The organism is Serratia sp. root2 (assembly GCF_031931805.1).
Lineage (GTDB): Bacteria > Pseudomonadota > Gammaproteobacteria > Enterobacterales > Enterobacteriaceae > Serratia > Serratia inhibens.
On record NZ_JAUJXB010000001.1, the window covers coordinates 1,934,826 to 1,956,633 of the forward strand.

Consider the following 21,808-nt stretch of genomic DNA (forward strand, 5'->3'; position numbering starts at 1 on the left):
AGAAACCTGAATACCGGCTTCAAAAGGCCGAGTCGACGCAGCGCCCCGTCATTCCCACCGGCTTGCTACTCTGTGTGCTGTGGATTAATCAGTGAGGTCAATACGTGATCCTGCCAGCGGCCGGCAATCTTCAGATAAGACTTTGCATAGCCTTCTTTCTCGAAGCCGAGGCGCAGCAACAGCTTTTCGCTGCGGCCGTTCGTCGGGATATAGGCCGCCATAATGCGGTGCAGACCACCCGCTTTTCACGCTTCTTCCACTGGATTGAAAGCCAGCGCTAACGCCCCCCTACCGCATAACGCTCCAAAAAAAACCGCCTTACGGCGGTTTGAACATTTATCCCAATGGCTCAGTTCACCTGACACCAGTTGTGCGGTTTCACGATACCGCCGTCCGGTGAGGTATAACCTATGCAGCCCAGTACGCTGTCGAACAACTTCTCATGGAACACCGGCGTTTTGGCCTGTTGCAGCGCCTTCAACTGATTAAACGCCGCTTGGTGATCGGGCTGGCTGAGAAATTTGTCGGATGCCCAGACCATGATGGGAACGGTACGCTGTTCCTTCGGCGCGTGATCGCGCGGGGTGCCGTGGAAATGCATATTTTCCGAGATCGACTCCCCGTGATCCGAGGCGTAAAACACGATGGCGTTACGGTTACGCAATTGATTGAAGACCTGCTCGAGAAAATAATCGGTGTACAGCAAACTGTTGTCATACGAGTTGATCATCTCTTCCGTAGAGCAGGCATCATCAATGCCCTGGCACTCCGGCTTGTAACGGGCGAAAGCGCGAGGATATCGTTCGGTATACATATAGTGTGAGCCTTTGGTATGCAGGATGACCAAATGCTTACCTTGCGGATGACGACCCAACGAATCCTGCAGCTCGTCGATCAGCGCCATATCATCTACCGGCTTACCGACGTTACGTTTTTCCGCCTGAATGCTTTCTCTCAGAGCATAATCATCCGCCTGAGTTTTGTTATAGAACCAGGCTTCGCTTTGCATCGAAAACAGCTCCGACGAAAAGCCCTGTTTTTTCAGCACTGAAAAGACGTTCATTTCTTTCAGCGTCCGCTGTGGCTCTTCAGCAGCACCGCCTTCGCGCACGAACATGCAACGCAGAGAAAGTTTGGTCGAGGTGTCGCAGGAATAGCCTTGCAGCACCGCCAGGTTGGTTTCTTTATCAAGATAGGGCGTGTTGTCGCGTTGGTAACCGTAAACCCCCATGTGATCACGTCTGGCGCTTTCACCAATCACAAACACCACATAGAGATCATTAACGTCTTTCGGCGGCTGATAGGTAAAATGCGCGGCCGGATCAAACAGATTACGGCTGTCTTCCGCCTGGCTGTAAGAGCTGTAGGTCAGCAGCCCCAACGCAGAGAGCCAGTTGGACGGCGAATAGCTGCCGGCGACCACACCGCCATAGCTGGCCATCAGTTGGTTATTTTCCCGATCGTGGCGATCCTGCACCTGCCCCATCAGTTGAAGTGGCAACCAGCAGCACAGCCCGGCGGCCAGCATGATACCGCCCTTTTTAAACAGTACCGGCCAGTTACTGCGCTTCAGTGCGGCTTCGTGCATCGGCGCCAGCCAGATGAACAGCAACGGCAGCAGGCTCACCACCACCATCCACACGCCAAAATGCCAGCCGACCGATTCTTTGGACAGATCAACATCGGTAGTCATCACTGCCGCCAGGATGCCGTAGCCGATATCAACGTGGAACAGCACCATATAATAGCTGGCGGCAACCGAACTCAACACCAGCAATGATGCCAGAACGCGGAACAGCCGACGCCCCAAAAACGAGATCAGCAGAGTGATAAAGCACACCAGACTAAAGGCCGCGACGACCTCAATGCCGATCGACAGTAAATTGTCGTAATTGAGTTGCTGATAACGGCGATAAAATATGGGGATATTGAGCAATACACCGAGATAAAACGCGATAAAGAAAGAGACCTGCAATTGGGTCCAACGTCGGAACTTCTGCATTATTAATACCATTCTCGCCAAAGTGAATTCATAACTGCTTACTGACACAGGTTGTGGTTGAGGGCTACGCGCCCATCCTGCTATTGAATGGTAATCTGACAGATAATTTGAGCCGACGTTGCTGCCGCAAGAAAATTTATCGTTGTTATACTGTAACAAACCGTGTGTAAAGGGGATTGCCCGTCAAAAACCTCGCCGGGCCAGCCTGCGGTTCGAGCTGGCGGATAAGGGATTCGCGCCAAGCGTGTTTGCCGCTTCTGGAACCGCCGCTCAAGAGTTTTGGCGCACAGCCTGATGTTAATCAGTCCCCCAACGCCTTCCCAGTGATTCATCTTAACAAGTCCAGATCGCCGAGGCTGTTACATGAGGTTATTCCTAATTAGCCATCTGGATTGCCGCTGCCTATTGATAGGAATATTCTTATTACGTTATCGTTAACATACCGCGAAGGCATGTACCTAAGTGGAATTTGCACTATTTAATTTTTTAATGGCTTCTCAGCCCGCTTCGGGCGGCGCTTTAAATTTCACCAGCGGTAAAAACACTATGATTGATTACTCTCTTTACGGTCTCGACGATAAAGACGTCGAGTTGTACCGTGAACAAATATACAACCTTGTCGGCAAAAGCGTTGTCCAGGTGCTCTTATCCAACAGACCCATCACCAAGCAAAGCATTCTCGCCTACCTGATCAAAGAGGTCGAAAGACAGCCCGATGACTATTACCAAAAGCTGCACAGAGCCGCTATCGAAGTCATTGGGGTTAACGGTCGTTAGCGAGAATGTGTGCGGAAATAGAGCCTGTGCGCCGTCACCGTTCGGGCAGTTTTAGCCCCGGTGTTGCACCACAAAGGTACCGATGCCTGAAACTCTGTAAGAGGGGCGAAGGGTTAGTTATGAGGGAAAACAATATCCGACTATCGGAACAACGTTAAAATAGTCGGATATCGTCTCAATCGTGTGACCTGGCGGGTGTCAGGTTAAGCGATATATCCGGGTGTCCACGGTTGACGGCATTGTTAGTCAGACCGATATTCAACCTGATCAAAGCAATATGGGCCGCTGGCGGAAAAGATGTTGAACACGGGTAACTCTCATTTTTTCAAAAAGTTACCGCTAGCGGCACTCACCAGAAATCGCATCTTTCCCCTGAGGACAAACATCGGAACTTTGCGGAATAACACCCAATAGAGATCCCAAAGACCCTGAGCACCCAGATAGCATTACAATAACCAATAAAAATAATCCCCCTCTCATCCAACGCCCCTTATCTTCCTTTTACTCTCTGGTTATATATCACTTATCGTTAACCGTCTTAAAAAACTGCCAGATTTTATGAAAAAATGAGGCATCCCTGACATTTAGCATTATGGCATGCTTGCTGATTCCCCAGCATTTCGAGCCGAAGATTACTCCAACGGCCGTCTGGAATGCCCATAAGCCTGGACGATTGGAAGCGGCCATCAGTGAAGCTAAAGCGCTGCCTTCGAAAATAAGGGGGAAACAGCACCTATGTCTAGGCCATAAGACATCTTGAAGGTGATCTATACGGCAAGTAGGCGATTTCTGGCCACAAAAACGTTGAACAAACGGCGAGGAATATTATGAAATGGAATTTCAGGCACAAAAAAACCGCCTTCCGGCGGTCACGACATTACTACTTATTGCTTTGATTATTCTGGAATTATTTTCCCTGGTACCCGGGGCGGGACTTGAACCCGCACAGCCATAAGCCGAGGGATTTTAAATCCCTTGTGTCTACCGATTTCACCACCCGGGCTCGGGAAAATTGGAGGCGCGTTCCGGAGTCGAACCGGACTAGACGGATTTGCAATCCGCTACATAACCGCTTTGTTAACGCGCCTTAATTCTGCTGCCTTCTTCTAGGCCAAAGCTCGTGAAACACCAGCTTTGTTTAATTTGGAGCGGGAAACGAGACTCGAACTCGCGACCCCGACCTTGGCAAGGTCGTGCTCTACCAACTGAGCTATTCCCGCATCAATCAGAACTTACTGATTTTTTTGCTATCTTTCGGCGATTCATCGCTGCCGTCTGATGCGATGCATTCTACTGACCTGACGTAATGAGTCAATAAAATTGTTGTCTCATCACGTTTGTTTGACGATTTTTGCAGCGCTTTGATCAGGGTTCAAGCAAATCTTTCCGGGCGGCGTTCAAATATTGGAACATTGACCAGAAAGTCAGCACCGCCGCAATATACAGCAGGCCGAAGGATGCATATTCAACCGTACGTTCCGGGCGCCAAAGCAGCCCCACCAGCGACATCATCTGCGCCATGGTTTTGACTTTGCCAATCCAAGACACCGCCACACTGCTGCGTTTACCTATCTCCGCCATCCACTCACGCAGCGACGAGATGATAATTTCGCGGGCAATCATGGTCGCCGCAGGCAAAGTGATCCACCAGGTGTGGTAGTGCTCCGCGACCAGCACCAGTGCCACCGCCACCATCACTTTGTCCGCTACCGGGTCGAGGAAAGCCCCGAAACGAGTGGTTTGCTTCCAGCGACGGGCCAGAAACCCATCAAACCAGTCGGTTATGGCAGCAAATACAAAGATGACGGCGCAAACCATCGGAGCCCAGGTGAACGGCAGGTAAAATGCCAGAACAAAGAATGGGATCAGAACTACGCGAAACAGAGTAAGCCAAGTCGGTATATTCAATTGCATATGCTACGGTAACTATCTGGCTGGAGTGGGAATTAAGAGTATGTTGCTACATTGCCCTCAGTGTTTCAATGCATTGTAGATCTTTTCTGCCAATGCTTGTGAAATACCCGGCACTTTTGCAATTTCCTCAACGCTGGCGTTCAATAATGGTTGAAGTCCGCCCATATACTTCAACAATACCTGTCGTCGTTTTGGCCCAACGCCGTCGATTAGCTCCAAAGCGCTGGTATTTCTAACTTTTGCCCTTCTCTGCCGATGCCCGGTGATCGCATGGTTATGCGAATCATCGCGGATATGCTGGATCACATGCAGCGCCGGCGAGTCCGAAGGCAGAGAAATCCCCTCTCCCTCAGGTACAAAGAACAGCGTTTCCAGGCCGGCTTTGCGATCGGCACCTTTGGCAATACCAATCAGCAAAGGTTTGTTTTTATCCCAGGTGACATTCAGTGAGTTGAACACGTCTATCGCCATGCCAAGCTGCCCCTTGCCACCATCGATAAAGATAACATCCGGGATTTTTTTCTCTTCAAGAGCTTTACCATAGCGTCGTTTCAGCACTTGCGCCATGGCGGCATAGTCATCCCCCGGCGTAATGCCGGCGATATTATAACGCCGATATTCCGAACGCAGCGGCCCGTTGCCATCAAACACCACGCAGGAAGCTACGGTCTGTTCACCCATGGTGTGACTGATGTCAAAACACTCCATGCGATTAATCTCGGAGAGATTCAGCGTCTTCGCCAATTCCGCCAAGCGCTGATGAATCGTTGACTGTTGCGAGAGCTTGGTTGTCAGAGCGGTCGCAGCGTTGGTACGCGCCAGTTTTAGGTAACGTGCACGATCGCCACGCGGTTTGCTTTGGATCTGGATCTTGCGGCCGGCCAACTCGGAGAGCGATTCCGCCAACAGGTCTTTTTCCGGCAGATTGAAGTCCAGCAAAATTTCCGCCGGCAGGGTGCGTGACTGACTCCCCTGTAAATAAAACTGTCCGACAAACGTCTGCACCACTTCGCTCATCTCGGTACCGCCCGGCACCTTCGGGAAGTAACTGCGGCTGCCCAACACTTTACCCTGACGGATAAACAACACGTGCAAGCAGGCCATGCCTGCTTCAAACGCCACGCCTATCACATCCAGATCGTCGCTATTGCCCGAAACGAACTGACGTTCAGTCACACGCCGCACCGCCTGGATTTGATCGCGTATACGCGCCGCATCTTCGAAGTTCAATGCCTTACTGGCGTTTTCCATCCGCTCGATCAACTGATGCAGCACTTGCTGATCTTTTCCGGACAGGAACAGGCGCACATAGTCCACCTGCTGTTGATATTCTTCCTCACTCACCAACCCGGCGACGCATGGCCCCAGACAACGGCCGATCTGATACTGCAAACAAGGGCGCGAGCGGTTGCGATACACGCTGTTCTCGCACTGGCGTATCGGGAATAGCTTCTGCAGCAGCGCCAACGTCTCGCGCACGGCGTAAGAGTTGGGAAACGGGCCGAAGTATTCACCCTTGGCATGTTTGGCACCACGATGAACGGCCAGCCGCGGATGACTGTCGGCACTAAGAAAGATAAGTGGATAAGATTTATCGTCACGCAAAAGAACATTATATCGCGGCTGGTATAACTTTATGTAGTTATGTTCCAGTAATAGCGCTTCTGTCTCGGTGTGCGTAACAGTAACATCTATTTGTGCAATATTTTTAACCAACGTCTCGGTTTTTCGGCTTCCTACCTGCTGACGGAAGTAACTGGCGAGACGTTTTTTCAGGTCTTTGGCTTTACCGACGTAGATAACCGTACCAGTAGCGTCATACATACGATAGACGCCGGGCTGGCTGGTAACGGTGCTTAAAAATGCTTTGGCATCAAAACGGTCACTCACTGCTTAACAACGTCTCCGCATTGAACAATCCGTGTCGGATAGCCAAGTGTGTCAGTTCGACATCACCACTGATATTCAGTTTGCTGAACATACGATAACGGTAACTGTTCACCGTTTTAGGGCTGAGATTCAGTTGCTCCGAGATCTCATTAACCTTTTTGCCTTTGGTGATCATCAGCATTATCTGCAGTTCACGTTCAGACAGGCAGCTGAACGGGGTTTCCGTCTGTGGCTCCAGCTGGCTCAAAGCCATCTGCTGGGCAATATCCGACGCGATATAGCGCTGGCCTGCCTGCACCGACCGTATGGCGTTAACCACATCCTGCGGCGCGGCCCCCTTGCTCAGATAGCCAGCTGCACCTGCCTGCATCACCTTGGCAGGCAACGGGTTTTCAGTATGAATAGTCAACATGATGACTTTAACGTCGGGCGCATAACGTACAATTTTGCGCGTAGCTTCCAGCCCGCCAATGCCCGGCATATTCATATCCATAAGAACGATATCTACAGCATTGCCACGGCACCATTTCACGGCATCTTCACCGCACTGGGCCTCCCCGACAACTTTTATACCTTTGATATCTTCAAGAATGCGTCGTATCCCTGCGCGCACCAGTTCGTGGTCATCAACAAGAAGAACGCTAATCAAGGAAAAATCTCCAAAAAAAGGGAGTAACGCAGTCAGCCTCTGTTATAGCCTGAGATATTACTTGTTTTTCGGCCAAGAATGAACACAGATTAATACTAACTCCCGATTAACTTTGCGAAACGGCGCTGATTTTTGAATTTTAGTCATCTACACCACCCGATAAAGCTGTTCTCTGCGGCTCAAAACCCCACAGTGCAAATATTACTGAGTGCGACTCCACCTGAGGATACCGCACCCATCATCAGATGTGGGTAAAATCAGTGTAAGCAATAGCGACATGGATAATATTAACACGAACACAGTTACGTTGTAATTTATTGAAATAAAACAAAACGATGATTATCTTTCGTCTCCTCTGGAAAAATAGTCGCAAAAGAAAATTATTCAGTATTGACTTATGTGCCAAAGAGTAAGACAACCGCGATGATAATTAAAACAACCCATATAAGTTGATAATAACATGCCGGGTGAATACTTATTAACCCCACCGAAATAACTGCCCTCTTATTCTGCCCCCTTCCGGCTGCCATACGGATACCCCGCATTCATTAGCCCATTGCGCGCCTGCGCTATACCCCACAGCCGATAATGGCCTCATTAATGTATCGATAACCACGGAATGGTGCGGTTCCAGCGCTATCTGTGCAGATGGATATCGGATGCTATGCTATACTCCGCGCCCAGATAAATACGCATCTGCATGCCAGAGTGAATGTAATCGGTGCTGATGCTCATCAAAATGCATATTGTTTCAGGCTACGGCCCAAAAAATCAGGAGAGAAAATGAGCAACGTTGATTTCACTACGTCTGCAAACCCGGAAACGCTGGCGACAGAAGTCGCCTGTCTTAAAGCAACGCTGACGCTGATCCTGAAATCGATCGGTCAGGCGGATGCCGGGAAAGTCATTATCAACATGGAACGCTTTATCGCACAGATTGAAGACCCGGCTCAGGCCGAAATCTTTAAAAACAGTATCCAACAGATTAAACACGCGTACCGTCAATAAAACGATCGTCCATCCGGCCTGCACTTCCTGCAGGCCCGATTCTCCGCGAGTGATTGATCTCCCAATTTTTTTCGGGCAGTGTATTTTTATTTACGCCAGAGAAATCTATGGGCATTCTCGTTAAAGCGCTGATCGGCGCTTTGGTAGTAATCTTAATCGGCCTGCTGGCTAAAAGTCGCAGTTACTACATCGCCGGTCTGGTGCCGCTGTTTCCCACCTTTGCACTGATTGCCCATTACATTGTCGGCAGCGAACGATCGATCGAGGCGCTGAGAACCACGCTGATTTTTGGCATGTGGGCAGTTCTGCCCTATCTGGTGTATCTGATCTCGCTGTATTTATTTATCAACAGCATGAGACTGTCTTGGGCTCTGGGTGCGGCGGTGTTGTGCTGGATTGCTGCGGCGTGGTTATTAATTACGCTGTGGGGATGGTGGCAGGGGCGCTGACTGCGCCCCGCCTGTTTACGGCCTGCCGGCCTGCAGCACAAAGCCGCGTTGCATATCGCCCGCAATGCGGAAGTAACGGCTCTCACCGGCGCGCAGCGTCATCGGTAACCGGCCGCTGGTGTTGCGCCAGATGCACAGGCTATTTTCGATCATATCCTGCCCAATGCTAACTTCGTTATTCCCCACCGGCACCCGGAACTCGGCCTTCTCTTTTGCCGCCAGTGACGCCGCAAACTCCCCGTTGATATAAACCCCGGTACGGCAACTTCCTGCCAACATCCCGCTGTCGCGCACCACCACTACCGTGGCGTAAGGCGTTTGCGGCACGTTCTGATAAAGTATCAATCGGCTGGGCGGCGGCAATTCGGCCTGTTGCGGCGGAACCGCCTGCGTGGCGCAGCCAGACAACAATAGGGCTGTAATAAGTAACGCGGCGTAATGCTTCATCCTGAGCTCCTGGAAAAAACCAATCTTCATAGTAGCAAGAGAATAGGCCGCAACAGTAGCAGGCGCGCGCGAACAATAGAAGAATAGGATAACTTCCAATAGGCTGACAAAAAACACGACGCAAAACGTATTTGCACTGCCCATCGCGACAATGAGCAGAAAAACCGCATGCGCACCAAGAAAATTCCTGGTTATTGTCTTGAAATAGATAAGATTTTTCCGTAATCCATTTAAAATTTAATCATGCGTTTCCTGATATCATCTTGAAAAACTCCCCCCACATAGTTAAATCCCTCCTCAGTGACATACACCCGCGAGTAGCCGGTTTCCGACAGCCCAGTCACCATGTATCCTCGACTGATCATCTCTGGGGAAGGTGCGTTCATCAAAGTAAGAAAACCGCGCCCCCGACACCATTGATAAAAACGGGTGCGGCCATAACCGAACCCATCGCCAACGTCGGAAAGACTTTTCAGCCGAACATAATCGCCTGATAATGAAGATAATTTGGCATTATTTTTAGGTATTTCAGGTTTATTCAAGAAATAAAGCTCCCTTTTCACGCCTTCGCTATCAGGAAAATCATTCATCGCGTCTGAATCTAAAAAATTTATAGATGAATTGCAATCGCATTACGAGTCATTTGAATAATAGTTTTAACTATTCCAGATTGAAGAATTGGATAAAATTGCACATATCAATGCAGTATTTCAAAAAACACCTTCCGCAACCAATAATAAGCCCTACCCTTTAGGTAAAAATCTTAAAAAACACCCTCCATGAAATCATAAAAACTTAGCGACGACACTATAGCTAAAAACATTAGTTCTTTTTTACTCGTTTACGTCATTAATATTCATCTGCACAGCCCATACCCCCGCATACCAAAGTGAAAGTGATTTGCGTGAGCGGCATTATATTCCGGACCCAAGGCGCTACCAAAAAAGCCGCATCCCTCTTCGAACACAGTTCTCAGATAACTTCCTGCGGTACTTTGCTCTGGCCAGTTTCGCAATATTGTCAGCCGATTGCCATTTGCCAGCCGAAAACCGGCAATATCCCAAGCTTCCGCAGTGGCATGCTCACTGAGCCTTCCCACCGGGCGATGATAGATATTTCGACAAGCGTAGCTGCCAAGATGATCAATACGCGCCAGCCTCACGCCAAACTGCCGTTGCGCTTGCGGCTCGGCGATTTGCCCAACGAACATTGCGCTGCTTAGCGCCAGCGGGCAACTGGCAAGAAAACTGGAACTGAGACGCACCTCACCAAAATTTTGCACCTTCACCGGCGCAACCAGCGGACATTCGCCCTGACTGTCACCAGGCAGGGTAAAACCTATACGCCCCGCGTCTCTGGCCTGAGTCAAAATGGCCATGCAGGCCACGGGATCATCGGCCAACAATCGCAGTTTAAGGCGCGTGACCAGAGTTGGCGGATCATCCAGCGTCAAAGGAGCGAAAGGATGATAACCGGGTGGCAAATAACGGCTTGCCCAGGGGAACAGCAAGACCAGCGCCAGCAATACAGAAAGTAAAACGAGCGTACGTCGCATGCCATTTTCCCCTTAGCCAAAAACATCAGTATATACCCGTCGCCTTACCGCAGCGTTGTTGGCTGCAGCCTGTAAGGCGGCGGGTATGGGCTTCGCCGGCGTAACCTCAATCTTACCTAAACAATAACCATTATCATTTCCAATTTTAACATCAGTTCATTACACTCCTGCCTTGCGTTGCCTAGGATGATTCTTAGCACGTGTATTTAGGACGACAGAAAGAGTTAGGGAGACCATGAAGACGTATAATTTTTTGATTATTTTGCCATTCTTGACATTGACCGCCTGCACCCAATGGGAAAAACCCGGCGCTGGCGCAACCACCCGCGATGCGGAATATGCTGAATGCAAAGGTAAGGGCTATGAACGTTTTCCACCAGATATGGTGAGAGATTTTGAGTTTGCCTACGAAAACCAATACAAGAGTTGTAAGAAAGACAAGAAGGATTGCCCAGAAGGCTACCGTTACGAAAAGCAGCCCTCGTTCAAAACGGTGCAGAATGATCGCAATGAGGCCGCCCGTTCGGCGACCATCGAGGCCTGCATGTATGGCAAAGGCTGGCACGAGAAAACCTATTATTGGCCACAGTACTGACAACGCTGTCAACGGGTTCGGCATGCCGAACCCGGTCACCCTGCCTGTAACCGGACGTTATTGATCATCACCGTGCGGCATGCCAGTCTTCGGTTTAGATTTACCCCCCTCTGGTTTTTTATCCTTGGCAGCCGATAGAGCACGGCCAATCAGCCATAACAACAGAGGCATCAGCAACAAACATAGCGCCAGCGTTATCAGTGCATTTGTCATCCTTTGCCCACCCACTTTCTCTGGTTATTATGCCTGAGTGTAGCATGCTTATCCGTCGCTCTCGGCTCGGCCAAGCCGCACCAGCGTTTCTGTTCTGGTCGGCGTCAATGGGATCCGTGGAACCTCCAACGGCCAGCCAAAAAGATGACGTGCCGCCGTCGCGCAAATTTTGCCTTGGCAGGCTCCCATTCCACAGCGGCTACCCAGCTTGGCCGCCGACCAGCCGGAGAACTCACAGACCTGTCCCAGCGGGACATCCTCGCAGCGGCACAACAGAGTGTTGGGCATCGCTAACGTTTTCAGAACAGGGTTTAGCGTAAAGGCGCTATCTACCGCCCCAGCGAAATGCCGCCACTTATCACGTTGCGCCAGTAATGCCTGCGCCCGTTCCATATTGCCGGTTGCGACATAACCTGCGATGGCTCCCTCTGCTAGTGCCAACTCGCTGCCACCCACGCCGGTACAGTCTCCGGCGGCATAAATCTGCGGCAGACTGGTTCGCTGCTGCTCGTCCACCGCCACCGCATGGTTGAAAATGCGACACCCCAAGAACATCGCCAGTTCGATATTCGCCACCAGGCCAAAACCGCAGGCCAATCGATCGCAAGGCAGCGTCACCACTCGTCTGCCCTGCCGAACCCGCACCGCCTCCAGCCGTTGTCCACCCAGCGCCTCCAGCACATGGCTGTCAGGGCGATAGCGGCGATTTAGCAGAGTCAATGATTGGCGTAGCTTCGTCGGCCAGCGCCACAACCCACCGGCAAATCCCGCCAACCGTTGGACGGAGGCTTGCTCCGCCAGCAACACCACTTCGCCGCCGGCTTTGGTAACGCCATTGGCCACCGCCAGCAGCAACGGCCCGCTACCAGCAATCACCACCCGCTCCCCTTTGATTTGCAGACCCTGTTTTATTTGCGCCTGCAACCCGCCGGCACCGGTCACTCCTGGCAGTGTCCAGCCGGGAAATGGCAGCAAAAGCTCCCGCGCGCCGCAGCACAAGATCAACCGTTGATAATCGACGAGCCCGCTGCCCAATGCGCCTTCATAAAGAATTTGCTGTGGCCCGCAATGAGCCACTATTTTAACGGCGTTAAGTAACGTCACGTTATTCAGCGCTTCAACAGCCTGCCGATACTGCTGCGCAAGCACCGGCAATATGACTCCCGGCCCATCGCGCCAAATTTGTCCGCCAGGACGGGGGTTATCGTCCAACACCAGCACCGACTGCCCACTTTGCGCAGCGGCGCGGGCTGCCGCTAATCCAGCCGGCCCTCCGCCGATAATCAGTACATCGCACGTCAGATTACTCATCATCGCCCCTCTCAATACGCATCCCTGGCTGACACAGGGTCTGGCACGCCAGCCGCCGCAGTCCATTCACCGTGACGCGACACTCCTGGCAAATACCCATGCCACAAAACGGTGCTCGCGGCAGTTGGCTGACCGAGTGACGACAGCGATCCTGCCCGCTCAGGCTAAGCGCTGCCGCCACGCTGATGCCCTCCGGCACGCGCAAACTTTCACCCTCAATGGTTAGCGTCAGCAAATTATCCTCCTGGCTCATACCGACAATACCTCCGTGCCAAACATCCGCGCAGCAAGATAGGGAGTGTCGTCAATCGCTGGCCGGTGATTCTGGATCTGCGCCGCAATCAGTGCAGCGCTGCCCAATGCGGTTGTCACCCCCAACCCCTCATGCCCCAATGCCAGCCACAACCAGGAGTGCTGCGGGTGCGGCCCCAATAGCGGCAAACCATCGGCCGAAGCGGCACGCAGGCCTGTCCAGCAGCGGATAATATTCAGTTGCGCCAGCGCGGGCAAAAAGGTTTGGGCGCGCGCCAGCATCGCCGCCAGTATTGGCATGTCTATGTCGGTGTCTAAGGTGCCAAATTGGCGGGAAGAACCAATCAGCAATTGGCCTGTCGGGCGTGCCTGAACGTTAAACGCCACTGAAGTGCCGTCGCAGGCATGCGCACTGGCGCCATAACCCAGTTCGACCAATTGATGGCACACCTGCCGTGGGTAGCGATCGGTGATGGCCAAGTGCCCTTTTTTGGCTTTCAGCAACGGCTGCGCCAACAGCCGATCGGCCTGGAGGCCGCAGGCAAGCACCACTACGGATGCCGTCAGGCGTTCACCGCTGGCCAGCACCACCGCCTGATCCTCCAGCATGACAGCCTCGCCGGCAATCACGCTGATCGCCGTTCCCGCATCGCTCTGTAGCCAGCGGGCAACGTTGGGGGCATACACAATGCCATCGCCCGGCACCCGTAACCCGCCCGCCAGGCCGGGCCGCAGCATCGGCTCAAGACGGGTAACCTGCTCAGCACTGAGCATTTCGCTAAGCACGCCATATTCCGCCATTCGCCGCAGCTTCAGTTCGGCAATCGCCATTTCATCTTCGCGCTCTGCTAACCAGAGCGTGCCGCAACCTCGCCAGGCGCAGCTTTCCGGCATGCGATCCACTACATCGCGCCACAATTGCAACGAATAGGCGCTTAAGGCCAATTCCGCGGGATTATCATCCATGCAGACCAGGTGTCCCATGCCTGCCGCCGTGGCACCAGGGCGCTGATTATCCACCAGCAAGACCTGATACCCTTCCTGCGCCAGCTGCCAGGCACAGGCCGCACCGATAATGCCGCCGCCCACCACTATCGCCTCCGCGCACCTGCCGGCGACCATCAGCGAATCCCCCAGACGAAGGGGTCGTGCTCATCCAGCAATAACCGGTTGTCTGCGCAAACGTACGCTTGCCCGCGAATAAAAGGGGTTATGCGATCGCCATTACGACGGTAATAGCCGCTGAACTCGCTACCCATCACGCTCGCCTGGCGCCAGACCTCATCCGGTTGCAATTTGCCGTCGGCCGCCAGACAAGCCAGCTTGGCGCTGGTGCCGGTACCACAAGGCGAGCGGTCATAGGCCTTGCCGGGGCATAGCACGAAGTTGCGGCTGTCTGCCTGCGGGTCGGCGGTGAACAGTTCAATATGATCGATAACACCGCCGTCTTCCCCATAAACTCCTGCCAGTTCCAGCGCCTGACGTACCGCCCAGCAAAAAGCGGTTAGCGCCTCCAGATTTTGCCTGTTGATGACCAGAGGATGTTCGGCAATCAGGAAAAACCAGTTTCCCCCCCAGGCGATATCGCCCGTCACCGCGCCATAGCCCTTTACTTCAACCGACACCTGGCGGCGAAAACGGTAGGCGGGCACATTTTCCACCGTGACGCTGCCATCTTGATGCAACGTGGCGTTTACCGTGCCGACAGGGGTTTCAATCCGATGCTCCCCGGCGCTGATCCTCCCCAGATAGGCCAGCGAGGCAACCAGCCCGATAGTCCCGTGGCCGCACATGCCCAGATAACCGGCGTTGTTGAAGAAAATCACCCCGGCTGTGGCTTGTGGTGAACAGGGTTGGCACAGCAATGCCCCCACCAGTACGTCATTGCCACGGGGCTCCAGAATCACGGCGCTTCGCCAGTTGTCATACTGCTGCGCAAACAACGCCTTGCGCTCCGCCATACTGCCGCTGCCCAGATCGGGGAACCCCTCAATAATCAATCGGGTGGGCTCCCCGCCGGTGTGGGAATCGATCGCCCGCAGTACGGTGAAATGCGAAGAAATTGTCATCGGAGTCTCCTGGGTTGATAACCTGTTACCTATAGCCCTAGCCTGACCGAATACGCCGACGAGAGCTTGATGCATTTCGGCGCGGTGAATGCAGAAATCAGCACAATGCACACAGCGGCGTTTACCCCATGCCGCAGCCCCCTGTTGAGGCGGTCATAAGAATGACTTATTTATCATTGTGTTATTGATATGCTATTTCTAGAACTGCGAGGCGACAGCCGTTTTTCTTGCTGAAAACTGCGCTGCGAAAAGAAAAAGTATGCGGCAATGCGCATATTTGGCAGCTGCGCTTGAAAAGTTATCGGAAAGTTAATATTGATTAACGGCGCCAAGAATGGCCTGCCCGGACCGCCTCAGGTTCGGTGTCAAACAGCGGGAAAGGTGTTGCTATGCGATTGGCCCATGACCATCAGGTTGTTACTTCTCCTCAGCCCGCTGCAGTTGAGCAGGAAGATGACGTATTCGCCGTAGAACAGCTGTCCCGGCTGTGCGATGGCCTGGCGCAACAGCGCCCTAACAACCTGCACGAATTGCTGAACTCGCTGGCGCTGATCGCCCCGCTGCTGAACGCCATTCCCAACGTGGTGTTCTTTATCAAGGATGCGCAGGCGCGTTATCTGTTGGCAAATCTGACGCTGGCCAAGCGCTGTGGGTTTAAAACCGTCATGCCCTTGCTGGGAAAAACCTCGGCGGACGTCTTTCCCGCCCAGCTTGGCTCAGGTTACATCGAGCAGGATCTCCGGGTGCTGCGCCATGGGGTGCTGATTCAGGATCAGTTGGAAATGCATCTGTATAACGGTCGGGAAACCGGCTGGTGCCTGACGCAAAAGCTGGCACTGTACGACGCGCAGGGCAAAATCATCGGCATGGCAGGCATCTCGCATGACCTGCAGGAGGCTAAAGCCAATCACCCGGCCTATCAACGGCTGGCGGCCATCGACGTCTATATACGTCAGCATTACGCCCGACCGATCGCCCTCGAAGAGCTAACGGAGCTCACCGCGCTTTCCGTGGCGCAGATAGAACGCTACTGCAAACGCATTTTTCACCTCACGCCGCGCCAGATGATCCACAAGGTTCGGTTGGAAAAAGCCACCGAATTACTGGCCGGTGATTTGCCCATCACCGATATTGCCCTGCAGTGCGGCTATACCGATCACAGCGCTTTCAGCCGTCAGTTCAAGTCGATGACCGGCTTGACCCCGCGCGATTTTCGGCTAACGTCAACCCATTAACCTTCTGATATTACTAATCATACCTCTTTTCTCGGCGGAATAACCCTCAGGTTTGTTGCCGCGCGATGATCTGCGCCACTGTGCCAATTTCGTCGTGGCATTCGGCGAAAACCGTCAAGCCCCTGCGAACAATACAGGTCAATCTGTGGTTGGATTTCACCAATAGTTCACCATCGATTAACAAACTTGGACGACAGGATAAACACTATGAGTCATAAAGCCATTAAATGGAGCGGCGTGTTCCCGGCGGTCAGCACCCAGTTTCGCAGTGATTTCTCTCTGGATCTCGATGCCACTCATACGGTGATCAAAAACCTGGTCAAGGACGGCGTTTCAGGTCTGGTAGTGTGCGGCACCGTCGGCGAAAACACGTCATTGACAGTACAGGAAAAACTGTCAGTCATTGAGGTAGCGCGGGATGCGGCCCAGGGCAAGGTCCCGGTGATCGCAGGCATCGCCGAATTCACTACTGCCTTTGCGCGCAATATGGCGCGCGAAGCGCAGAAAGTCGGTGTCGACGGCATTATGGTGATGCCGGCCCTGGTTTACTCCGCCAAACCCCACGAAACCGCCGCGCACTTTCGCAGCGTCGCCACCGCCACCGATCTACCGATCATGGTCTACAACAACCCGCCCATTTACAAAAACGACGTAACGCCCGACATCCTGACCTCGCTGGTCGACTGCGAAAACATCGTGTGTTTCAAAGACTCTTCCGGCGACACCCGCCGCTTTATCGATCTGCGCAACGAGGTTGGCGATCGCTTTGTCCTGTTCGCCGGGCTGGATGATGTGGTGCTCGAAAGCATCGCTGTCGGGGCCGAAGGCTGGATATCCGGGATGTCCAACGCCTTCCCGCGCGAAGGCGAAACGCTGTTCCGCCTGGCGAAGCAAAAACGCTTTGAAGAAGCGCTATCGCTGTACCGTTGGTTTATGCCGCTGTTGCACCTCGATGCGCGGCCGGATCTGGTGCAGTGCATCAAGCTTTGTGAAGAGCTGGTAGGCCGCGGTAGCGCCATTACCCGTCCCCCACGCCTGGCACTGCAAGGCGACACGTTGGCGGAAGTCACTGCGGTGGTCAAAAAAGCGCTGGCAAACCGCCCCGAACTGGCGGACGTCGGCCTGTAATCGCCACCTTCGCCCGGCCGCCTGCCGGGCATTCTCATTTTTCTAACGGGGGAGACATGCCCAATATCCATACCATCAGCGGCCAACAGTTTATCGGCGGCAAACGCTGCTCCAGCGGGGAAGCTACACTGCTCAGCCTGCGTGCCGACAACGGCCAGCCAACCGGCCACCGCTTTCATCAGGCCACCACCGCTGAAACCGCATCCGCAGCCGAGGCCGCCGCACAGGCCTTCACTGCCTATTCACAAATCAGCGCCGAGCGCCGGGCAGCATTCCTTGACGCTATTGCCGATCAATTGGACGCGCTGGATGAGGGTTTCTTCGCCTTCGCCATGCTGGAGACCGCTCTGCCATTGGCTCGTCTGAGCGGTGAGCGCACCAGAACCAGCGGTCAGATGCGGTTATTTGCCACCCTGTTGCGTCGCGGCGATATGCACGGCGCACGCATAGATTGCGCTCTGCCGCAGCGAACGCCATTACCGCGCCCGGACCTGCGGCAGTATCGCACCGCTATCGGCCCGGTAGCGGTGTTCGGCGCCAGCAATTTTCCGCTGGCGTTCTCCACCGCAGGCGGGGACACGGCGGCTGCGTTGGCTGCGGGTTGCCCGGTGGTGTTCAAGGCACACGGCGGCCATATGATCACCGCAGAGCTGACCGCGCAGGCGATTGAACGAGCCCGAGAGTTGCAGCAAATCCCGGCCGGGGTGTTCAACATGATTTACGGCGATAGCATTGGCGCCGAACTGGTACAGCACCCGGCGATCCGGGCGGTGGGCTTTACCGGCTCGCTGCGGGGTGGCAGAGCCTTGTTCGATCTGGCCATGCGCCGTCCACAGCCTATTCCGGTGTTTGCCGAAATGTCGAGCATTAACCCGCTGATCGTGATGCCCCAGGCTCTGGCCCGACGTGGGCAGAAAATCGCTCAGGAACTGGTTGCCTCATTCACCCAGGGGTGCGGCCAGTTCTGCACCAAACCGGGGTTGATCCTCGGCCAGCGCGGTGCAGCATTCAGTCGGCTGATTAACGAGTTAAACACGCAGGTAAAGGCTGCCGCACCACAGCCAATGCTGAACGCCGGCACGCTGACGCATTACCACAGCGGATTGAAAGCGCTCGAAGAGGTGCCGGGTATTCGCCATCTGGCGGGCAACCGCGAGCAGCAACCGCATCTGGCCGCTCCGCAGCTTTATCAGGCTGACGTCAACCTGCTGCTGAGTGGCAACCCTTTGCTGCAGGAGGAAGTTTTTGGTCCGGTGGCCGTCCTGGTGGCGGTGGAAGACAACCGTCAACTGGCCGCCGTGCTGGAAAGCCTGCACGGGCAACTGACCGCCACCCTGCTGGCGGAGGAAGATGATCAAGCCGACGCAGCACCGCTGGCCCAATTACTGACTCACAAGGCCGGGCGGGTACTGTTCAACGGGTATCCCACCGGGGTAGAAGTCTGTGACGCCATGGTGCACGGCGGCCCTTATCCGGCGACCAGCGATGCACGCGGCACGTCGGTAGGCACGCTGGCCATCGAACGTTTTCTGCGCCCGGTCTGCCTGCAGAATTACCCCGCAGCCTTACTCCCCCCGCCGTTGCAAGACAGCAACCCACTTGGCCTGTTGCGGCTGGTTAACGGCATTTATACCCGGGATCCCATGACGTTATCTGCCAGCGACTAGCCAGGCCGTATCTGAATGCCATCAAATAACAAAAGGGTAACCCCATGACAACCCAAGGCAAATTCAAGAAGCAGCTTACGCTCACCGATCTGACGTTTATTGGTCTGGGCGCTATATTTGGTTCCGGCTGGCTATTCGCCGCCAGCCACGTCTCCTCCATTGCCGGCCCGGCGGGCATTTACTCCTGGCTTATCGGCGGCCTGGCCGTTTTGCTGCTCGGCATCGTTTATTGCGAACTGGGTGCCGCTCTGCCGCGCGCCGGTGGCATCATCCGCTATCCGGTATTTTCCCACGGCGAACTGATGGGCTATCTGTTGGGGTTTATCACCCTGATCGCTTTCTCCAGCCTGATATCGATCGAGATCGTCGCCGCCCGCCAATACGCCGCCGCCTGGTTTCCCTTTCTGAGCCAACCTGGTTCCGGCGACCCAACGCTGATCGGCTGGGTCGTGCAACTGATACTGCTGTGTTTCTTCTTCGCCCTTAACTACTACAGTGTCAAAACCTTTGCCAAATCCAACAACCTGATCAGCGTGATTAAATTCGTGGTGCCGCTGTTGGTGATCGTGGTGCTGTTCAACTTCTTCAAACCCGAAAATTTGTATAGCCAGGGCTTTGCACCCTTCGGTTCCGCCGGGGTAGAGGCAGCCATTTCGGCAGGCGGAATTATCTTCGCTTACCTTGGCCTGACGCCGATTATCTCTGTCGCCAGCGAGGTGCAAAACCCGCAGCGCACTATCCCCATCGCGCTGATCCTGTCGGTGATACTGTCCACCATTATCTACGTACTGCTGCAAGTGGCGTTCCTCGGCAGCATTCCCAGCGAGATGTTGAGTGGTGGCTGGGCCGGTATCAGCCGGCAATTCTCACTGCCTTACCGCGATATCGCCATCACACTGGGGATGGGATGGCTGGCGTTCCTGGTGGTGAGCGATGCGATTATCTCGCCGAGCGGCACCGGCAATATCTATATGAACGCCACGCCGCGCGTGATCTACGGCTGGGCGCGCGCCGGCACCTTTTTTAAAATATTTACCCACGTCGACGGTGAGTCAGGCATTCCGCGCCCCGCGCTGTGGCTGACCTTTGGTCTGTCGATCTTCTGGACACTGCCCTTCCCCTCCTGGGAGAAGCTGATCGGCGTAGTGTCCGCCGCGCTGGTACTGAGTTACGCCATTGCACCCGTCACCGCCGCCGGTCTGCGTCGTAATGCGCCAGACCTGCATCGCCCATTCTTCGTGAAGGGGTTTTGCGTGCTCGGCCCACTGTCATTCATCATCTCGGCACTTATCGTTTACTGGTCCGGATGGAACACCGTTTCCTGGCTGCTTGGCCTGCAGATCCTGATGTTCGTGGTCTATATCCTGTTCAAAAACAAGGTACCCACCCATGCCGTCAGCTTGCGGCAGCAGATTTTATCCTCACTGTGGCTGATCGGCTTCTATGCGCTGCTTATTGTGGCGTCTTATCTCGGTAGCTTTGGCGGCATCAATGCCATCGGCCACCCGTGGGATACCCTTACGGTGGCGGTCATTGCGCTGGTGATTTACTACTGGGGCGCCTATACCTGTTTGCCCAAGGCGAATTTCGACGGTGATGAAGAAGAGTAACCCAAAGGAGAAATCTAATGACGAAAACCCAGACACTGTCGCTGAGCGAGGCCTATCATCTCGCGCTGCGCGCACTGCGCAGCAATGGTTTCAGCGCCGAACATGCCGATGCCGTCGCGCAGAATGTGACTGCCGGTGAACGTGATGGCTGCGCCTCGCACGGCCTATACCGGGTGCTCGGTTGCGTGCGATCGCTGCTGGCCGGCAAGGTGTCCGCCGACGCCGTTCCTGTACTTACCGACAGCGCTCCGGCGATCCTGCGGGTGGACGCCAACTACGGGTTTTCGCTGCTGGCTTACCGCAGCGCACTGCCCGCTTTTGTCGACAAGGTACGTACTAACGGCATAGCGGCGTTGGCCATTAACCACTGCGTGCATTTTTCCGCCCTGTGGGCCGATATTGAACCCTTAACCGAGCAAGGACTGGTGGCGCTGGCATGCACGCCCAGCCATGCCTGGGTCACCCCCGCCGGGGGAACCCGTCCGTTGTTCGGCACCAACCCTATCGCCTTTGGCTGGCCGCGCCCGCAACGCCCACCCTTTATCTTTGATATGGCCACCAGCGCCGCGGCACGTGGCGAAATAGAGCTGCATCGCCGCGCCGGCAGGCCGCTGCCGGAAGGATGGGGAATTGATAAACAGGGGCAACCTTCAACCGATCCGGCCAGCGTATTGCAGGGCGCGATGCTGACCTTTGGTGGCCATAAGGGATCGGCACTGGCGGCAATGGTTGAGCTGCTCGCCGGGCCGTTGATTGGCGATATGACCAGTAAGGAATCGCTGGCCTACGATCAGAAGACCGGCTCCTCGCCTTATGGCGGCGAATTGATTATCGCTATGGATCCCGATCGTTTTATGGGGGTCGACAAAGAGGTTCACTTTGCCAGAGCGGAAGCCTTGTTCGCCGATATGTCCGGGCAAGGTGCGCGTATTCCAGGGGAGCGACGTTTTCAGATACGGCAATACAGTGAGCAGCACGGCGTTACCTTGCCGCTGGCGCTGTATGAAGAAATCGTGGCCCTCTGCCACTAAATGATG

20 protein-coding genes, 3 tRNA genes and 1 pseudogene are annotated in these 21,808 nt (G+C 54.2%); 9 read left to right on the top strand and 15 right to left on the bottom strand.

Features of this window, described 5'->3' with window-relative positions:
• Nucleotides 1-65 precede the first annotated feature (65 nt).
• Together QZQ97_RS08865 and eptB are read right to left on the bottom strand one after the other, a co-directional pair.
• A pseudogene (locus QZQ97_RS08865) lies at nucleotides 66-236 on the bottom strand (30S ribosomal protein S5 alanine N-acetyltransferase); the annotation flags it as partial.
• Nucleotides 237-349: 113 nt separating this feature from the next.
• A complete protein-coding gene (gene eptB, locus QZQ97_RS08870; protein WP_311993137.1) occupies nucleotides 350-2,002 on the bottom strand; it encodes a kdo(2)-lipid A phosphoethanolamine 7''-transferase in 1,653 nt (550 codons plus the stop codon).
• A gap of 462 nt (nucleotides 2,003-2,464) precedes the next feature.
• Between eptB and QZQ97_RS08875 the strand changes: the two genes are divergently transcribed.
• Complete coding sequence (locus QZQ97_RS08875; protein WP_311993138.1) at nucleotides 2,465-2,779, top strand: hypothetical protein; 315 nt, start codon at nucleotides 2,465-2,467, stop codon at nucleotides 2,777-2,779.
• Between the two features lie 917 nt (nucleotides 2,780-3,696).
• On the opposite strand, the gene QZQ97_RS08880 is transcribed toward QZQ97_RS08875, so the two are convergent.
• The 6 genes from QZQ97_RS08880 to uvrY all read right to left on the bottom strand — a co-directional run bounded on the left by QZQ97_RS08880 (nucleotide 3,697) and on the right by uvrY (nucleotide 7,232).
• Nucleotides 3,697-3,782 (bottom strand) — tRNA-Leu (locus tag QZQ97_RS08880).
• 10 nt (nucleotides 3,783-3,792) lie between these two features.
• Nucleotides 3,793-3,866: transfer RNA gene (locus QZQ97_RS08885), tRNA-Cys, on the bottom strand.
• A gap of 57 nt (nucleotides 3,867-3,923) precedes the next feature.
• Nucleotides 3,924-3,999: transfer RNA gene (locus QZQ97_RS08890), tRNA-Gly, on the bottom strand.
• 145 nt (nucleotides 4,000-4,144) lie between these two features.
• Nucleotides 4,145-4,693 carry a CDP-diacylglycerol--glycerol-3-phosphate 3-phosphatidyltransferase gene (gene pgsA, locus QZQ97_RS08895; protein ID WP_004942945.1) on the bottom strand — a complete coding sequence of 183 codons (549 nt, stop codon included), beginning with the start codon at nucleotides 4,691-4,693 and terminating at the stop codon, nucleotides 4,145-4,147.
• A 57-nt stretch (nucleotides 4,694-4,750) separates the two neighbouring features.
• On the bottom strand, nucleotides 4,751-6,583 hold the full coding sequence (uvrC, locus tag QZQ97_RS08900) for an excinuclease ABC subunit UvrC (RefSeq protein ID WP_311993139.1): 1,833 nt from the start codon (nucleotides 6,581-6,583) through the stop codon (nucleotides 4,751-4,753).
• Nucleotides 6,576-7,232: a UvrY/SirA/GacA family response regulator transcription factor gene (gene uvrY / locus QZQ97_RS08905; protein ID WP_004942941.1), complete on the bottom strand. Its 657-nt coding sequence runs from the start codon at nucleotides 7,230-7,232 to the stop codon at nucleotides 6,576-6,578. The genes uvrC and uvrY overlap by 8 nt, the downstream gene beginning before the upstream one ends.
• A gap of 783 nt (nucleotides 7,233-8,015) precedes the next feature.
• Here uvrY and QZQ97_RS08910 point away from each other — a divergent pair.
• Both QZQ97_RS08910 and QZQ97_RS08915 read left to right on the top strand, forming a co-directional pair.
• Nucleotides 8,016-8,240 (top strand): DUF2594 family protein, encoded by a 225-nt coding sequence (locus QZQ97_RS08910; protein ID WP_006321715.1) that lies wholly within the window; start codon nucleotides 8,016-8,018, stop codon nucleotides 8,238-8,240.
• A gap of 107 nt (nucleotides 8,241-8,347) precedes the next feature.
• Nucleotides 8,348-8,689: a GlpM family protein gene (locus QZQ97_RS08915; RefSeq protein WP_006321714.1), complete on the top strand. Its 342-nt coding sequence runs from the start codon at nucleotides 8,348-8,350 to the stop codon at nucleotides 8,687-8,689.
• 15 nt (nucleotides 8,690-8,704) lie between these two features.
• Here the strand turns inward: QZQ97_RS08915 and QZQ97_RS08920 are convergent, their stop codons facing one another.
• From QZQ97_RS08920 to QZQ97_RS08930, 3 genes are all read right to left on the bottom strand, one after another.
• A complete protein-coding gene (locus tag QZQ97_RS08920; protein WP_311993140.1) occupies nucleotides 8,705-9,136 on the bottom strand; it encodes a hypothetical protein in 432 nt (143 codons plus the stop codon).
• A gap of 230 nt (nucleotides 9,137-9,366) precedes the next feature.
• Nucleotides 9,367-9,726, bottom strand: a complete 360-nt coding sequence (locus QZQ97_RS08925; RefSeq protein WP_311993141.1) for a hypothetical protein — start codon at nucleotides 9,724-9,726, stop codon at nucleotides 9,367-9,369.
• A 266-nt stretch (nucleotides 9,727-9,992) separates the two neighbouring features.
• Nucleotides 9,993-10,691 (bottom strand): extensin-like domain-containing protein, encoded by a 699-nt coding sequence (locus tag QZQ97_RS08930; protein WP_311993142.1) that lies wholly within the window; start codon nucleotides 10,689-10,691, stop codon nucleotides 9,993-9,995.
• Between the two features lie 235 nt (nucleotides 10,692-10,926).
• Between QZQ97_RS08930 and QZQ97_RS08935 the strand changes: the two genes are divergently transcribed.
• A complete protein-coding gene (locus tag QZQ97_RS08935; protein ID WP_311993143.1) occupies nucleotides 10,927-11,286 on the top strand; it encodes a hypothetical protein in 360 nt (119 codons plus the stop codon).
• A 261-nt stretch (nucleotides 11,287-11,547) separates the two neighbouring features.
• Here QZQ97_RS08935 and QZQ97_RS08940 read toward each other — a convergent pair whose 3' ends face one another.
• Genes QZQ97_RS08940 through QZQ97_RS08955 form a run of 4 tightly spaced genes read right to left on the bottom strand, consistent with a single transcriptional unit; the run spans nucleotide 11,548 to nucleotide 15,131 of the window.
• A complete protein-coding gene (locus QZQ97_RS08940) occupies nucleotides 11,548-12,810 on the bottom strand; it encodes an FAD/NAD(P)-binding oxidoreductase (protein WP_311993144.1) in 1,263 nt (420 codons plus the stop codon).
• The gene (locus QZQ97_RS08945; RefSeq protein ID WP_311993145.1) at nucleotides 12,803-13,063 is read right to left on the bottom strand and encodes a (2Fe-2S)-binding protein; all 261 of its coding nucleotides are present in this window, start codon (nucleotides 13,061-13,063) and stop codon (nucleotides 12,803-12,805) included. The genes QZQ97_RS08940 and QZQ97_RS08945 overlap by 8 nt, the downstream gene beginning before the upstream one ends.
• Complete coding sequence (locus tag QZQ97_RS08950; protein WP_311993146.1) at nucleotides 13,060-14,184, bottom strand: NAD(P)/FAD-dependent oxidoreductase; 1,125 nt, start codon at nucleotides 14,182-14,184, stop codon at nucleotides 13,060-13,062. Before QZQ97_RS08950 ends, QZQ97_RS08945 begins: the two co-directional genes overlap by 4 nt.
• Nucleotides 14,184-15,131, bottom strand: coding sequence for a 4-hydroxyproline epimerase (locus tag QZQ97_RS08955; protein ID WP_311993147.1), 948 nt, complete (start codon nucleotides 15,129-15,131; stop codon nucleotides 14,184-14,186). The genes QZQ97_RS08950 and QZQ97_RS08955 overlap by 1 nt, the downstream gene beginning before the upstream one ends.
• Before the next feature lie 389 nt (nucleotides 15,132-15,520).
• On the opposite strand from QZQ97_RS08955, the gene QZQ97_RS08960 reads away from it, so the two are divergent.
• The 5 genes from QZQ97_RS08960 to QZQ97_RS08980 all read left to right on the top strand — a co-directional run bounded on the left by QZQ97_RS08960 (nucleotide 15,521) and on the right by QZQ97_RS08980 (nucleotide 21,802).
• Nucleotides 15,521-16,366 carry an AraC family transcriptional regulator gene (locus QZQ97_RS08960; protein ID WP_311993148.1) on the top strand — a complete coding sequence of 282 codons (846 nt, stop codon included), beginning with the start codon at nucleotides 15,521-15,523 and terminating at the stop codon, nucleotides 16,364-16,366.
• A 207-nt stretch (nucleotides 16,367-16,573) separates the two neighbouring features.
• Complete coding sequence (locus QZQ97_RS08965; protein ID WP_311993149.1) at nucleotides 16,574-17,494, top strand: dihydrodipicolinate synthase family protein; 921 nt, start codon at nucleotides 16,574-16,576, stop codon at nucleotides 17,492-17,494.
• A gap of 56 nt (nucleotides 17,495-17,550) precedes the next feature.
• On the top strand, nucleotides 17,551-19,161 hold the full coding sequence (locus tag QZQ97_RS08970; RefSeq protein ID WP_311993150.1) for an aldehyde dehydrogenase (NADP(+)): 1,611 nt from the start codon (nucleotides 17,551-17,553) through the stop codon (nucleotides 19,159-19,161).
• A 44-nt stretch (nucleotides 19,162-19,205) separates the two neighbouring features.
• Nucleotides 19,206-20,771 (top strand): APC family permease, encoded by a 1,566-nt coding sequence (locus tag QZQ97_RS08975; protein WP_311993151.1) that lies wholly within the window; start codon nucleotides 19,206-19,208, stop codon nucleotides 20,769-20,771.
• A 17-nt stretch (nucleotides 20,772-20,788) separates the two neighbouring features.
• Complete coding sequence (locus QZQ97_RS08980) at nucleotides 20,789-21,802, top strand: Ldh family oxidoreductase (RefSeq protein WP_311993152.1); 1,014 nt, start codon at nucleotides 20,789-20,791, stop codon at nucleotides 21,800-21,802.
• Nucleotides 21,803-21,808: the final 6 nt, after the last annotated feature.

What these genes read in the sequence shown, in the direction of transcription:
- eptB (WP_311993137.1), bottom strand. Translation starts at nt 2,002, where the DNA reads ATGCAGAAGTTCCGACGTTGGACCCAATTGCAGGTCTCTTTCTTTATC.
- pgsA (WP_004942945.1), bottom strand. Translation starts at nt 4,693, where the DNA reads ATGCAATTGAATATACCGACTTGGCTTACTCTGTTTCGCGTAGTTCTG.
- QZQ97_RS08910 (WP_006321715.1), top strand. Translation starts at nt 8,016, where the DNA reads ATGAGCAACGTTGATTTCACTACGTCTGCAAACCCGGAAACGCTGGCG.
- QZQ97_RS08915 (WP_006321714.1), top strand. Translation starts at nt 8,348, where the DNA reads ATGGGCATTCTCGTTAAAGCGCTGATCGGCGCTTTGGTAGTAATCTTA.
- QZQ97_RS08920 (WP_311993140.1), bottom strand. Translation starts at nt 9,136, where the DNA reads ATGAAGCATTACGCCGCGTTACTTATTACAGCCCTATTGTTGTCTGGC.
- QZQ97_RS08925 (WP_311993141.1), bottom strand. Translation starts at nt 9,726, where the DNA reads ATGAATGATTTTCCTGATAGCGAAGGCGTGAAAAGGGAGCTTTATTTC.
- QZQ97_RS08930 (WP_311993142.1), bottom strand. Translation starts at nt 10,691, where the DNA reads ATGCGACGTACGCTCGTTTTACTTTCTGTATTGCTGGCGCTGGTCTTG.
- QZQ97_RS08935 (WP_311993143.1), top strand. Translation starts at nt 10,927, where the DNA reads ATGAAGACGTATAATTTTTTGATTATTTTGCCATTCTTGACATTGACC.
- QZQ97_RS08940 (WP_311993144.1), bottom strand. Translation starts at nt 12,810, where the DNA reads ATGAGTAATCTGACGTGCGATGTACTGATTATCGGCGGAGGGCCGGCT.
- QZQ97_RS08945 (WP_311993145.1), bottom strand. Translation starts at nt 13,063, where the DNA reads ATGAGCCAGGAGGATAATTTGCTGACGCTAACCATTGAGGGTGAAAGT.
- QZQ97_RS08950 (WP_311993146.1), bottom strand. Translation starts at nt 14,184, where the DNA reads ATGGTCGCCGGCAGGTGCGCGGAGGCGATAGTGGTGGGCGGCGGCATT.
- QZQ97_RS08955 (WP_311993147.1), bottom strand. Translation starts at nt 15,131, where the DNA reads ATGACAATTTCTTCGCATTTCACCGTACTGCGGGCGATCGATTCCCAC.
- QZQ97_RS08960 (WP_311993148.1), top strand. Translation starts at nt 15,521, where the DNA reads ATGCGATTGGCCCATGACCATCAGGTTGTTACTTCTCCTCAGCCCGCT.
- QZQ97_RS08965 (WP_311993149.1), top strand. Translation starts at nt 16,574, where the DNA reads ATGAGTCATAAAGCCATTAAATGGAGCGGCGTGTTCCCGGCGGTCAGC.
- QZQ97_RS08970 (WP_311993150.1), top strand. Translation starts at nt 17,551, where the DNA reads ATGCCCAATATCCATACCATCAGCGGCCAACAGTTTATCGGCGGCAAA.
- QZQ97_RS08975 (WP_311993151.1), top strand. Translation starts at nt 19,206, where the DNA reads ATGACAACCCAAGGCAAATTCAAGAAGCAGCTTACGCTCACCGATCTG.
- QZQ97_RS08980 (WP_311993152.1), top strand. Translation starts at nt 20,789, where the DNA reads ATGACGAAAACCCAGACACTGTCGCTGAGCGAGGCCTATCATCTCGCG.